The sequence below is a fragment of the Desulfobacter sp. genome (assembly GCA_028768525.1).
GTDB lineage: Bacteria > Desulfobacterota > Desulfobacteria > Desulfobacterales > Desulfobacteraceae > Desulfobacter.
Genome location: CP054837.1, coordinates 5,516,169 through 5,529,667, shown reverse-complemented (window position 1 = coordinate 5,529,667; position 13,499 = coordinate 5,516,169). Strand labels below are relative to the sequence as shown.

The window sequence follows — 13,499 nt, the reverse complement described above, 5'->3', positions numbered from 1 at the left end:
CCATCAGTGGTGCAACCCTCATACCTAAGCTGACACACCAGCGAAGACGGCATCCAAGGCCGGCAGGCACAAATCCCGTCCCCCCCTGTCTAATCACGCCCCCGGGTGGGGCAGATATCATAGAGAAAACATTCGCCGCAACGGGGGTTTCTGGCATCACATATTTCCCTTCCCAGGTAGATAAGCTGGAGTCCGATATCATTCCATGACGACTCGGGAATGATGTCCATGAGTTCAAACTCCACCTTTACCGGATCTTTGCTGCGGCTCAGTCCCAGGCGCCGGGAAAGTCGGTGGACGTGGGTATCCACCACAATGGCCTGGACGCCGAAACTCACCGACCTTACCACATTGGCGGTTTTCCGGCCCACCCCGGGCAGGGATGTCAGCCCGTCTATATCCTCGGGGATCCCGCCCTGAAACTCATCCACAATCTTTCGGGCGCAGGCTTTGATGTTTTTGGCCTTATTGTTGTAAAACCCCGTGGAATAGATAATGGACTTGATCTCCTCCAAAGGGGCAGCGGCCAGTGAGGCCGGGTCGGCATATTTCCGAAACAACACCCTGGTGACCCGGTTTACCTGGGCATCGGTACACTGGGCCGACATGATGGTGGCAATGAGCAGCTGAAAAGGGGTGTCGTGATCGAGCTGGGTATTGACAACCGGGTAGCGGGCACTTAATCTTTCCAGAATAATTGAAACAACCTTAGCATCCATAAAGCAATATATATATGAACGAAAATAAAACCACAACAGGGATAAAGGCCCTGGGGCTCTGCTCCGGGGGACTGGACAGCATATTATCGGCCCTGGTCCTCCGGGAGCAGGGCATTGAAGTGACCTGGGTCAGCTTCGAGACCCCTTTCTTCAATGCAAAATCAGCAAAAAAGGCTTCAAAACAGACCGGCGTTCCCCTCATTGTAAAAGACATTACCCCGGAATACCTGGAAATGATGCGGGCCCCCCATGCCGGGTTCGGCAAAAACATGAACCCCTGCATGGACTGCCATGCCCTGATGTTTGCCCAGGCCGGAAAAATAATGGAAGAACAGGGCTTTGACTTCCTTTTTTCCGGGGAGGTCATGGGGCAGCGCCCCAAATCCCAGACCAAGAACGCCCTGCGCTATGTTGAAAAAAACTCTGGATATGACGGATACATCGTCCGCCCCTTGAGCGGGAAGATTCTGCCCGAAACCCGGGCCGAGCAGGACGGCCTGGTGGACCGGGAACAACTCCTGGACATCACCGGACGGGGCAGAAAGAGACAGATGGAACTGGCCGACAAATTCGGCATCACCGAATTCCCCTCCCCTGCGGGCGGCTGCGTGCTCACCGACAAGGGATTCTCCATCCGGCTGAGGGACCTGCTTTACGTCCAGAAAACCGAGGATCCTGTGCAGCTTCGGCTGCTCAACCACGGCCGACACTTCCGCCTCAGCGACAGCGCCAAACTGATTGTCGGAAGAAATAAGGGGGACAATAAGCGGATCATGGCCCTTTACGATCCTGACTGTCACATCCGGCTGCGCCATGCCGGCCTCCCCGGCCCCGACGCCATTTTCTACGGCAGTGCCGCCGAAGAGGATATCCTCCTGGCCGCCCGGATCACGGCCGGGTACACCAAGGCCCAGCCGGGCGATGTTTCTCTGGTCAGGGTATTCGAAGGGGATCAAACCCGTGAGGTAAAAGTCACCACCCCGGAATCCGGCGCCTTCCATGACCTCCTTGTGCCGCCCCCGACCTGATTCAGGAGCGTGTTTTTGCCTTGAGCTGTCCGCAGGCAGCGGAGATGTCATCCCCCTTGCTTTTTCTCACAATGGCGGTCATATTCCGGTCCAGCAGAATCTTTAAAAAACGGTTAATCCGGTCACGGGAGGGGCGCTTGAACGGTGCCCCGCCGTGCTCGTTGAATGGAATGAGATTGACCTTGGCCCGGATGGGTGCCAAAACCTTAACCAGTTTTTTGGCATGGGCGTCGCTGTCGTTGACCCCGGCCATGAGGATGTACTCAAAGGTAATCTTGTCACGGGATTTCATTTTATACTGCCGGCAGGCATCCAGCAGTTGTTCCATGGGGTATTTATTGTTGACGGGCATGAGCTGTGACCGGCTGTCATTGTCCACGGCATTGAGGGAAACCGCCAGGTTCACCTCTGTATCCTGCCCCAATTGTATGATCTTAGGCGCCAGGCCCGAGGTGGAGACAGTGACCCTGCGGGCGGAAAACTTCATTCCGAAATCCGTGTCCAGGATCACGCCTAAGGCCTGTAGCAGGTTGCCATAGTTGGCCAGGGGCTCACCCATGCCCATGAAAACAATATTGGAGAGTTTCAACGGATCCAGCCCCTTTTCCACCATCACATACCGCCTGGCGGACTGGACCTGGCCCACAATTTCCCCTGCGGTGAGATTCCGCTTGATGCCGGCTTTGGCCGTAAGGCAGAACCGGCAGTCCATGGCGCAGCCCACCTGGGAGGAGACGCACAGGGTATAATGGTCCTTTTCAGGAATCAACACCGTCTCCACATACTCGCCGTCCTGGAGACGGAAAAGAAATTTTTCAGTGGTGTCGGCGGAAACCTCCTTGTTTTCCACGGCCATGGCCCCGATGGTAAAATGGGTTTTCAGGGTCGCCCTCAGGTCCTTGCCAAGGTCGGTCATCTCATCAAAATCATCGGCCAGTTTCAGGTAGAGCCACTTAAAGATCTGCTTGGCCCGAAAAGCTCGAATCCCTTTATTCTCAAGCCATTCCCCCAGGTCTTCCCGGGTCAGCTCCAATATATTTTCCATTGTGTATTTCCTGTACTTTTTATTACTTTCTTGACATTACATGGATTATAGTTTAAAATCAATGATTTGATTTGATATTAGAAGGTGATCTATTTATGTTTGAAAATCTGAGCGACAGACTGGATACAGTCTTTAAGAAGTTGAAAGGTCACGGCACCCTTAACGAGAAGAACATCGAAGACGGTTTAAAGCAGGTCAGGATGGCACTTCTTGAGGCTGATGTCAATTATAAGGTTGCAAAAAATGTCATTTCAGATATAAAGACCCGAGCCCTTGGTCAGGAGGTAATGGAAAGCCTTACCCCGGGCCAGCAGGTAATCAAAATTGTGAACGAAGAGTTTACAAAGATGATGGGGTCTTCCCACCAGGATCTGAACTTTGCCAAAACAGGGGCAACGTCAATCATGCTGGTGGGCCTGCAGGGCTCCGGTAAAACCACCACGGCGGGCAAGCTGGCCCGGCATTTGCGCAAGCAGGGGAGAACCCCCTATCTTGTGCCCGTGGATGTTTACCGCCCGGCCGCCATCGACCAGCTCACCAAGCTGGGCAAGCAGATGGATGTGCCGGTATTTCCGTCCACAACGGAAATGGCGCCCTTAAAGATTTGCCAGGACGCGCAATTGGCTGCAAGGGAAGCGGGATGCGACACCCTCTTACTTGACACGGCCGGCCGGTTGCACCTGGACGATGAATTAATGGCGGAACTTGAAGGGATTAAAACAGGCATAAACCCATCAGAAATCCTCCTGGTGGCGGACGCCATGACCGGTCAGGATGCGGTCAACATAGCCGGAGAGTTTGACAAACGGCTGGACATTAACGGTTTCGTACTGACCAAGATGGACGGTGATGCCCGCGGTGGGGCCGCCTTATCCATCAAAGCCGTTACTGGTAAACCCCTAAAGTTCATTGGTGTGGGCGAAAAAACAACCGCCCTTGAGCCCTTCCATCCAGACCGGATGGCCTCAAGGATCCTCGGCATGGGAGACACCCTCTCCTTTATTGAAAAAGCTGTGGAATCGGTTGACATGAAAGAGGCGCAAGCCTTAGAGAAAAAACTGCGTAAAAATGCATTTACCCTTGAGGATTTTAAAAACCAGATGCAGTCGGTCCGGAAAATGGGATCCATTAAGGATCTTCTGGGCATGCTGCCCGGGGTAAATAAAAAAATGCTTAAGGACCTGAATATCAGCGACCGGGAGTTTGTCAGAATCGAGGCCATCATCAATTCCATGACCCCTGAGGAGCGTGAGAAACACGCCATCATCAAGAGTTCACGGAAAAAGAGGATTGCCGCAGGGTCCGGGACCACGGTCCAGGATGTGAACAAATTGCTGAAAAGCTATACCCAGTCCATGAAAATGGTTAAAAAGTTTAATAAAGGAGGCATGAGATCCCTGAAGGGCATGCTTCCGTTTTAAGGAGAAACAGACACAATGGCCGTAAAAATAAGACTCACCCGCAAAGGCACCAAGAAAAAACCCTTTTACAGAATCGTTGCAGCAGACATTGAAGCCCCCAGAGACGGCAAATTCCTGGAAGCCCTGGGCACCTATGATCCCTTGCAGGACCCCGCAGTCATTACCCTGAAGGAAGACCGGGTAAAATACTGGCTGGGAGAAGGTGCTGAGCCCACCACCACGGTGAAGAGCATCCTGAAAAAACAGGGTGTAACCGGCGCTGACGCGGCTTCCGCTTAATCTTGGTTGGGCATCGCGGCCCTGGCCAGGCTTTGGCCGTTCTATGGACACCTCTATACCATTGAAAAGGAGATGTTTTTATGAAAGAGCTGATTGAGTACATTGCAAAGGCACTGGTAGACAATCCTGACGATGTTCAGGTATCTGAAGTTGTGGGAGACCAGACTTCCGTACTGGAACTCAAAGTGGCAAAAGAGGATCTTGGAAAGGTAATCGGCAAACAGGGCAGATCCGCCCGGGCCATGAGAACCATTTTAAGCGCTGCATCCACCAAGCTGAAAAAAAGAACCGTTTTGGAAATCATCGAGTAGTCCATGACTGGCAGCACCTGGCTCACCATAGGCAAAATTACAGGGGCTCACGGCCTGGCCGGGAATCTCAAGGTCTGGTCATATGCAGACTCTCCGGACACCTTTGCCAAGGGGCGCAAAATTATGCTCCGGGACGAGGGCGGGGACAACGGCGGGACATTCACCATTGTCAAAGCCTCTCCCCGGAAAAAAGGAATTCTCCTGGTCCTCAAAGAGGTCAGCGACCGGGATACGTCCGAGTCCCTTGTGGGCAAGGAGATCCTCATGGACAGGGCCCAGCTGCCCGAACTCGAAGATAATACCTGGTACTGGGAAGACCTGACAGGGCTCCAAGTCACAGACCATGAACTGGGAAACCTGGGAAAGGTTGACCGGCTTTTTTCCACAGGGGCGGATGATATCCTGGTGGTTTTGGGAGCGGACAAGACAGAAGTCCTCATCCCCATGAACAGCCACTTTGTGGACGAAGTGAATCTGGACGCCGGTAAACTGACCACCACCCTGCCCGAAGGATTCATTACGGAATAGGCGGCTTCATGGAGTTTACCGTTTTAACCCTTTTTCCGGAATTTCTGGAGGCCTTTTTTGCCAACGGCATCATTGGCCGGGCCATTGAATCCGGCGCAATACAGGGCAAGGCCGTCAATATCAGGGACTTTTCCACGAATAAGCACAACAACGTGGATGACAGGCCCTACGGCGGCGGCAGCGGCATGGTCATGCAGCCGGCCCCCCTGGAAGCGGCCATTGAGTCGGCCAGACAGGGCAGCCCCGGCGCCAAGGTCATCTGCATGAGCCCCCAGGGCCAGCCTTTTAGTCAGGCCAAGGCCTGTGAGCTGGCCGGAGAGAATCAGGGACTGATTTTCATCTGCGGCCGGTACGAAGGGATTGACGAACGGGTATATGCCCGGCTGGTGGACGAGGAAATCTCCATGGGAGATTTTGTCATGACCGGCGGGGAAGTGGCGGCCATGGCCATGATTGATGCAACGGCCAGAATGCTACCCGGTGTACTGGGAAGCGATATGTCCTCCCAGTCCGATTCTTTTATGGATCACCGGCTGGAACATGCCCAGTATACCCGGCCGGAAGTCTATAAAGAAATGGCCGTTCCCGGGGTGCTTTTATCCGGGAACCATGAAAAAATCCGGCAGTGGCGCAGGCGGTCGGCACTTCAGAGGACCTTTATGAAGCGGCCGGACCTCTTTGATATCCATAAACCGGATAATGAGGAAAAGGCCATTCTCCGGCAGTGGTGCCGGGAGCTTGAAGGGATCATCAATGGCTGATTTGTATATCGCCCTGATTCACCATCCGGTGGTCAATAAAAAAGGGGATACCGTGGGATCGGCTGTGACGAACATGGACCTTCATGACATCGCCCGGGCGGGCAGGACCTTCGGGGTAAAAGGCTACTATGTGGTCACCCCCTATGAAGACCAGACCCTTCTGTGTAACCAGATAATGGACCACTGGGTAACAGGGGCCGGGGCAAAGGCCAATCCGGCACGCAAATCCGCCCTGGAGCGGGTTCGCCTGGCAGACAGCTTTGAAGGGGTATGCCAAGCCATTGAAGCAGAGACAGAAAAGCCCCTGGTGAAAGTGGCCACCAGCGCCCGGAAATATGAAAACACCGTCAGCTGCAGCAGCTTAAAACGGAATTTAAATGAAAATATGCCCCATGTCATCGTGTTCGGCACGGCGTGGGGCCTGGCGGAAGAGGTCATTGAGCAGTGCGACCATATCCTGGAACCCATACAGGGGGCAGGATCATACAACCATCTTTCCGTCAGGTCAGCGGCATCAATATATTTAGACCGACTTATAAATGGCTGAGATTCAGCCAAAAGGGAAGGAATTAGACATGACAAACGTAATTGCAAAACTTGAAAGAGAACAGATGCGCATGGACATCCCGGAATTCGATTCCGGCGATACCATCAAGGTCCACGTAAAAATCAGGGAAGGTGAAAAAGAACGTATCCAGGTATTCCAGGGCGTGGTCATCAAGAAGACCAAAGGCCTGGCCTCCGCCAGATTCACTGTCCGGAAAATCTCCGGCGGCATCGGCGTGGAAAGAATTTTCCCCCTGTACTCCCCTGCCATTGACAAAATCGAAGTGGTTACCCGGGGCCGGGTCAGAAGATCCAAACTCTACTACCTGAGAAACCTGCGGGGCAAAGCTGCCAGAATCAAAGAAAAACGCTTTGCCTAATTGCCACAAAAAAGACCTGTACCCGATGCGGCACTTCGAAGAGAAGGCCAATGCCGCCGGGTACAGATATATTGCAGGCATTGACGAGGCCGGCAGGGGACCCCTTGCCGGCCCCGTTGTCTCTGCAGCCGTGATCCTGCCCGAGGATTTTGTTTGCTCTGAGATAACGGATTCAAAAAAATTAAGTGAAAAAAAACGGGCCGCCCTGTTTCCCTTCATCAAAAAGAATGCGCTGGCCGTCGGAGTCGGCATTGCCGATCACCTGGAAATAGACCGGATCAACGTGCTCCGTGCCTCCCTGCTTTCCATGAAACGGGCGGCTGAAGACCTGACGCTTCCTCCCGACTACCTGCTCATCGACGGGAAATTCACCATTGATATGGAAACCGACCAGGAAGCCATTGTCAAAGGGGATGCCAAGAGCATTTCAATTGCAGCGGCCTCCATCATTGCCAAAGTGACCCGGGACAGGATCATGGAAGAGATGGCTGTAAAATATCCGGAATATGATTTTCACCGTCACAAAGGCTATCCCACCAAGGCCCACAAAGCCGCCATTGCAGCCCACGGCCCCTGCCCCATCCACAGGAAAAGCTTTAAAGGGGTGGCATGAGCCTGGCCGGCAAACAGCTGGGGCGGACCGGTGAAGACGCGGCCGCCCAATTCCTGGCGGCCAGGGGCTATACCATCATCCAACGGAATTTCAGTACCCGCCGCTTTGAAATCGATATCATTGCAAAGGACGGCGATACGCTTTGCTTTGTTGAAGTTAAGACCCGTTCAAATCTTAAAAAGGGGCTGCCCAGGGAGGCGGTGCTGCCGGCAAAGCAGCAGAAAATCATTATGGGCGCCAGCTTTTATCTGAAAAAACACAATTGCATCAACCAGCGGGTCCGTTTTGATGTGGTCGAGGTCCTCCTTGCCGGCGGACCGCCGGAGATCACCCTGATTCCCAACGCATTCCAAGGAGTTTAATAATGGCGGGCACCCTCTATATTGTGGCCACCCCCATGGGCAATCTTGAAGATATCACCTTCAGAGCCCTGCGGATACTCAAAGAGGTCGATCTCATTGCCGCAGAGGATACCCGCCATTCCAGGCGCCTCCTGGATCACTACGGCATCACCACCCCCATGACCGCCTGCCACGAGCACAATGAGGACCGGAAGTCCGAAGATATTCTGGACCGAATTGTCGAGGGCCTCGATGTTGCCCTGATCTCAGATGCCGGTACCCCCCTGATCTCCGATCCGGGTTACCGCCTGGTAAACCGTGCCGCCGCCCGGGAAATCAAGGTCGTACCCATCCCCGGATGCAATGCCGCCGTCACCGGCCTGAGCGCTTCGGGACTGCCCACGGACAGTTTTCTGTTCTGCGGCTTTCCCCCGAAAAAGCAAAAGGCCCAGGAAGCATTTCTGGATGGACTCGCCCAAGGATCCGCCACCCTGATTTTATACGAATCCCCAAAACGGATAAAAAAGCTGATTTCAAGGGCAGTCGACCGCCTGGGGGACCGGCATGCATGCCTGGCCAGGGAAATGACCAAGCATTATGAAGAATTTCTAAGGGCGCCCCTTTCGAAACTCCTCTCCGATCTCGAAGACCGGGACCAGATCAAAGGGGAATGTGTCCTTTTCATTCAGGGCGCTGGCAAAACTTCTGCCCCCCCCTCCCCCGATTCCCTTGAAGACCTGATCCGGGAACGGCTTAAGGAAAATCCCAAAACATCGGCCCTTGCAAAGGAGCTTGCCGGTAGATTCAACCTGCCCAGAAAACAGGTCTATGACGCCATCCTTGCCCTGAAAAAAAGCGGCGCCTGATCCCACTCTGAGCCCACCCCATTTTATGACCCGGGTTTATTATTTTCTAATTGTTAGCATTGTGTTAGAATACCGGCCAACATCTTGATAAATTAGGTAAAATAGCTTAAATACGGCAGCAAATTGTTAATGTTTAATTAGCAACACTAACCCGGAAACCGCTATTCATTTCTCCAGGTGGAGACCCTAAATCCCAACATAAAAAAAAGGACGTAAAACGCCATGGGCATTGAAATCTACTATGGTATCGTAGGTATGCTGATCCTGTTTGCCATTTTTGACCTGGTCGTGGGGGTGACCAACGATGCGGTCAATTTCCTCAATTCATCCATCGGTTCCAAAGCCGCCCCGTTCATCACCATAATCATTGTTGCCAGCTTCGGTATTCTGGCCGGAGTAACGTTTTCAGGCGGCATGATGGAAGTGGCCCGGAAGGGAATATTCCATCCGGAATTCTTTACCATGCCGGAACTGCTCACCATCTTCCTGGCCGTGATGATCACGGACATTCTTCTGCTGGACCTGTTCAACACCCACGGTCTGCCCACCTCCACCACGGTCTCCATTGTATTTGAACTCCTGGGTGCTGCCGTGGCCCTTTCCCTGATCAAAATAACGGCCCAGGCCAGCAACGGCCTTGATCTATGGGACTATATCAACACGGCCAAAGCCCTGGCCATTGTGGGGGGCATCCTGCTCTCCATTGTGGTGGCCTTTGCCTCGGGGGCTGTGGTCCAGCTGATATCCCGCCTGATCTTCACCTTTGACTACAAGGAAAGGCTCAACCGCTACGGCGCCGTCTGGGGCGGAATCGCTATGACCGCTATCACCTTTTTTATCCTGGTTAAGGGCTCAAAGGGAGCCACGTTCATGGACGCCCAGACCGTGGCATGGATAAAAGGCCATTCCTTAATCATTATGGCCGGCATATTTGCCGTTTCCGCCGTGATCTTTCAGATCCTGCTCAGCTTTAAGGTGAATATCCTCAAACCCATTGTTCTCATCGGCACCTTTGCCCTGGCCATGGCCTTTGCCGCCAACGATCTGGTGAATTTTATCGGGGTCCCCCTGGCAGGACTAAATGCCTTCCAGAGCGCCCTGGCCTCGGCCGACCCCATGACCGTTACCATGGAGGCCCTGAGCAAGAAAGTCCAGTCCCAGACCTTTATCATGCTCATTGCCGGTACCATCATGGTGATCACCCTCTGGCTCTCCAAAAAAGCAAGAACAGTAACGGAAACGGAAATCAGCCTGGGCCAGCAGGACGAAGGAATGGAACGGTTTGAATCGGTATGGCTCTCCCGCCGGATTGTCAACCTCTTTGACAGCCTGTTCAACTCCGTGAAAAACATCACCCCCCTGCCTTTGAGGGAAGCCGTGGCAAAACGGGTCACCCCATTGAACGAAACCACCCATGTCCACCATAAGGAAAAACCCTCCTTTGACCTGATCAGGGCCTCGGTGAATTTGATGGTGGCCTCGGCCGTGGTCTCCTTTGCCACCTCCCTGAAGCTGCCCCTGTCCACCACCTATGTCACCTTCATGGTGGCCATGGGCTCTTCCTTCTCAGACCAGGCCTGGGGCCGGGAGAGTGCCGTATACCGGATTACCGGTGTGCTGACCGTCATCGGCGGATGGTTCATGACGGCCCTGATCGCATTCGTGGTCTCCTTTATCGCCGCCAACATCATCTTTCATTTCAAGCTGCCCGGCATCATCGGCCTGATGGTCTTTGTGGCGGTCATGGTCTGGAAAAATAAAAAGCGCCACGAAGGCAAAGAAAAAACCAAGGAAGAGATCAATATTTTCCATCTTGAAAAGGTGGAAAACTTCCAGGATTCAGTATCCGACACCTTTGACCACCTGTCATACCAGCTCAAGGGCATCCGGGATTCTCTGGACGTTACCTTTGACGCCCTCTTTGCCGAAGACCTGGATATGCTGCGGGCCCAGCGCAAAAAAACCAAGCAGTTCCAGCTGGGCAGCAATATCATTATTGCCAACGTGTTCAAGGTGCTTCGGCTCCTCCAGCGGGAGGACAACGAGGTCTCCTACAACTATTACCAGATCATCCGCAGGCTGCAAAAATTCACCGACGGCCACCGGGATACGGTGATCCGCTGCACCATGCATGTGGCCAACCGCCACAAGGGCCTGCTGCCGGTTCAGATTGAGGAACTCAAGGCCATTAAAAAGGTGTTTATAGACATTCTGGACCAGGTGGAAACCGCTTTCAGCCACAAGGATATTGTGGACTGCAACCACATCGGGGCCCAGTTCCATTACCTGCGGGAACTGGTGGACGATTATAATGCCAACCAGATCCGGCGGATCCAGTCGACCTCGTCCAAAACACGGCTCAGCATCATGTTCTACGCCATCTCAGGCAATTGTGTAATGATGGCAAAACAGGTGGTGAAACTCCTTGAAATCTTCAACGAAGCCTTCCCCCTGGAAGATCCCCATAAATCCTGCCACAAGCAGGTGAACTAAGAATAAAAAAGGCCGGTATGACAGATCATCATACCGGCCTTTCAGTCTCTATTTCTGCCTACCGTCTCGTTAGGTCCTTATGGCTGTCAATCAGGCTGTCAACCACCTCAGGCTCGGCCAGGGTGGAGGTATCTCCGATGCCGTCGAACTCATCCGTGGCGATCTTGCGTAAAATCCGGCGCATAATTTTGCCCGACCGGGTTTTCGGCAATGCCGGTGCACTATGGATGATATCAGGGGTGGCAATGGGGCCGATCTCTTTTCTGACATGCTGCCGCAGCCCCTTGAGCAGTTCCTCGCCCCCGGCGGCACCGGGTTTGGGTGTGATAAAGGCATAAATCCCCTGCCCCTTAATATCATGGGGAAAACCGATGACAGCGGCCTCCGCCACCCCGGGATGGCTTTCAAGGGCACTTTCCACCTCAGCGGTCCCCATCCTGTGCCCGGAGACATTGATGACATCATCCACCCGGCCTGTAATCCAATGGTATCCGTCTTCATCCCTCCGGCATCCGTCTCCCGTAAAATAATACCCGTCAAACATCTGGAAATAGGTGCTTTCAAAGCGTTCGTGGTTGTTGAATACCGTCCGCATCTGGCCGGGCCAGGGTTCTTTCACGGCCAGAATCCCCTGGCAGGCACCGGAGAGTTCATTCCCCTCCTCGTCAAGCAGGACCGGGTTGACGCCAAAAAAAGGCAGGGTTGCAGATCCGGGCTTCTGGCCGATGGCATAGGGCAGCGGGGTGATCATGATCCCTCCGGTCTCGGTCTGCCACCAGGTATCGATCACCGGGCATTTTTCTTTGCCCACATATTTGAAATACCACTGCCACGCTTCGGGATTGATGGGCTCGCCGACAGAGCCCAAAACCCTCAGGGAAGTCAGATCATACTTTTCAACCCATTGTTCCCCCTGGGCCATCAGCGCCCTGATGGCCGTGGGGGCCGTGTAGAACTGGTTGACCTTCCATTTGTCCACTGTGGCCCAGAACCGCCCGGGATCGGGATAATTGGGAATTCCCTCAAATATGAGGCTTGTGGCCCCCTGGGAAAGGGGCCCATAGACAATGTAGCTGTGCCCGGTGACCCAGCCGATATCCGCCGTGCACCAGAAAATATCATTATCATGGTAGTCGAATATGTATTTAAATGTAATCCCTGTATATACCATGTACCCGCCCACATTATGCTGGACGCCTTTGGGTTTCCCGGTTGAGCCGGAGGTATAGAGAATAAACAGGGGATCTTCGGCATCCATCCACTCCACCGGGCAGTCCGGTCCCTGCCTTGAGACCTCATCCGCCCACCACAGATCCCTGCCCGGCTTCATTTCAACCGCAGTCCCGGTTCTGTGCACCACAAAACAGGTATCCACGGAATGGCCTTTTTTTTCGCATTGTGCCATGGCCCGGTCGGCATTTTCTTTCAGGGGAATGGCCTTGGCCCCCCTCATCACACCGTCCGTTGTGACAAGGACCCTGGAATCACTGTCAAGTATCCGGTCGCAAAGGGCGTCGGGACTGAAACCGCCGAACACAATGCTGTGGACAGCGCCGATCCGTGCACAGGCCAGCATACTGATGGCCAGTTCCGGCACCATGGGCAGGTATATGGCCACCCGGTCCCCCTTTGAGACCCCTTTGGATTTCAGGGCGTTGGCAAACCGGCAGACCGCTTCATGGAGATGCCTGTAAGTGATCTCACCATCTTCCCCGACATCGTTTCCTTCCCAGATAATGGCTGTCTGGTCCGCCCTGGACTCAAGATGCCGGTCCAGGCAGTTATAGGCCATATTGGTTCTGCCGCCGGTGAACCATTCAATGCGGACAGGCCCTTTGGACAGGCTGTAGTTAAAGTCCCTCACCTTGTCCCATTTTTTTTCCCAATAAAACGCCTGGGCTTTTTCAGCCCAGAATTCATCGGGATTTTCAATGGAATATTTGTGCATGCCTTTATACTCATCCAGGGATTTCACCCAGGCGTTCTTCCGGTGGTCATCAGGTGCGTGAAATACAAACTGGCTCATCATTTTCCTTTCAGCATTATCATAACAACGGAGACGGGCAGGGATTAAAGATCTCATCCCCTGCGGCCAAATTAAAAAACGATAGGATTAGGATAAATGACGAGTTGTTGTCAAGAAAACTATGTAAAAATTGTGTTAAAGA

The 13,499-nt window shown here is 53.4% G+C and carries 15 protein-coding genes; 12 read left to right on the top strand and 3 right to left on the bottom strand.

Going from position 1 to position 13,499, the window contains the following annotated elements; translation table 11 throughout:
- Positions 1–89 precede the first annotated feature (89 nt).
- Entirely contained in the window at positions 90–719 is a 630-nt protein-coding gene (gene nth, locus HUN04_24370; protein ID WDP92685.1) for an endonuclease III, read from the bottom strand.
- A gap of 14 nt (positions 720–733) precedes the next feature.
- On the opposite strand from nth, the gene HUN04_24365 reads away from it, so the two are divergent.
- Positions 734–1,747, top strand: coding sequence for a tRNA 4-thiouridine(8) synthase ThiI (locus HUN04_24365; protein ID WDP92684.1), 1,014 nt, complete (start codon positions 734–736; stop codon positions 1,745–1,747).
- A 1-nt stretch (position 1,748) separates the two neighbouring features.
- On the opposite strand, the gene rlmN is transcribed toward HUN04_24365, so the two are convergent.
- On the bottom strand, positions 1,749–2,792 hold the full coding sequence (gene rlmN, locus HUN04_24360; protein ID WDP92683.1) for a 23S rRNA (adenine(2503)-C(2))-methyltransferase RlmN: 1,044 nt from the start codon (positions 2,790–2,792) through the stop codon (positions 1,749–1,751).
- 95 nt (positions 2,793–2,887) lie between these two features.
- Here rlmN and ffh point away from each other — a divergent pair, with 95 nt between their 5' ends.
- The 11 genes from ffh (at position 2,888) to HUN04_24305 (ending at position 11,331) form a co-directional block, all read left to right on the top strand.
- Positions 2,888–4,213, top strand: coding sequence for a signal recognition particle protein (gene ffh / locus HUN04_24355; GenBank protein ID WDP92682.1), 1,326 nt, complete (start codon positions 2,888–2,890; stop codon positions 4,211–4,213).
- Between the two features lie 15 nt (positions 4,214–4,228).
- Positions 4,229–4,492 (top strand): 30S ribosomal protein S16, encoded by a 264-nt coding sequence (gene rpsP / locus HUN04_24350; protein WDP92681.1) that lies wholly within the window; start codon positions 4,229–4,231, stop codon positions 4,490–4,492.
- Between the two features lie 80 nt (positions 4,493–4,572).
- Entirely contained in the window at positions 4,573–4,803 is a 231-nt protein-coding gene (locus HUN04_24345; protein WDP92680.1) for a KH domain-containing protein, read from the top strand.
- Positions 4,804–4,806: 3 nt separating this feature from the next.
- Complete coding sequence (gene rimM, locus HUN04_24340) at positions 4,807–5,331, top strand: 16S rRNA processing protein RimM (GenBank protein ID WDP92679.1); 525 nt, start codon at positions 4,807–4,809, stop codon at positions 5,329–5,331.
- Positions 5,332–5,339: 8 nt separating this feature from the next.
- Positions 5,340–6,092 (top strand): tRNA (guanosine(37)-N1)-methyltransferase TrmD, encoded by a 753-nt coding sequence (gene trmD / locus HUN04_24335; GenBank protein ID WDP92678.1) that lies wholly within the window; start codon positions 5,340–5,342, stop codon positions 6,090–6,092.
- Positions 6,085–6,639 carry an RNA methyltransferase gene (locus HUN04_24330; protein ID WDP92677.1) on the top strand — a complete coding sequence of 185 codons (555 nt, stop codon included), beginning with the start codon at positions 6,085–6,087 and terminating at the stop codon, positions 6,637–6,639. Before trmD ends, HUN04_24330 begins: the two co-directional genes overlap by 8 nt.
- A 28-nt stretch (positions 6,640–6,667) precedes the next feature.
- Positions 6,668–7,018, top strand: a complete 351-nt coding sequence (gene rplS, locus HUN04_24325) for a 50S ribosomal protein L19 (protein ID WDP92676.1) — start codon at positions 6,668–6,670, stop codon at positions 7,016–7,018.
- Positions 7,019–7,043: 25 nt separating this feature from the next.
- The gene (locus HUN04_24320; GenBank protein WDP92675.1) at positions 7,044–7,631 is read left to right on the top strand and encodes a ribonuclease HII; all 588 of its coding nucleotides are present in this window, start codon (positions 7,044–7,046) and stop codon (positions 7,629–7,631) included.
- Positions 7,628–7,993, top strand: coding sequence for a YraN family protein (locus tag HUN04_24315; GenBank protein ID WDP92674.1), 366 nt, complete (start codon positions 7,628–7,630; stop codon positions 7,991–7,993). Before HUN04_24320 ends, HUN04_24315 begins: the two co-directional genes overlap by 4 nt.
- A 2-nt stretch (positions 7,994–7,995) precedes the next feature.
- Positions 7,996–8,838 (top strand): 16S rRNA (cytidine(1402)-2'-O)-methyltransferase, encoded by an 843-nt coding sequence (gene rsmI, locus HUN04_24310; GenBank protein ID WDP92673.1) that lies wholly within the window; start codon positions 7,996–7,998, stop codon positions 8,836–8,838.
- A gap of 222 nt (positions 8,839–9,060) precedes the next feature.
- On the top strand, positions 9,061–11,331 hold the full coding sequence (locus tag HUN04_24305) for an inorganic phosphate transporter (GenBank protein WDP92672.1): 2,271 nt from the start codon (positions 9,061–9,063) through the stop codon (positions 11,329–11,331).
- 58 nt (positions 11,332–11,389) lie between these two features.
- Here HUN04_24305 and acs read toward each other — a convergent pair whose 3' ends face one another.
- Entirely contained in the window at positions 11,390–13,357 is a 1,968-nt protein-coding gene (acs, locus tag HUN04_24300) for an acetate--CoA ligase (protein ID WDP93396.1), read from the bottom strand.
- Positions 13,358–13,499 lie beyond the last annotated feature (142 nt).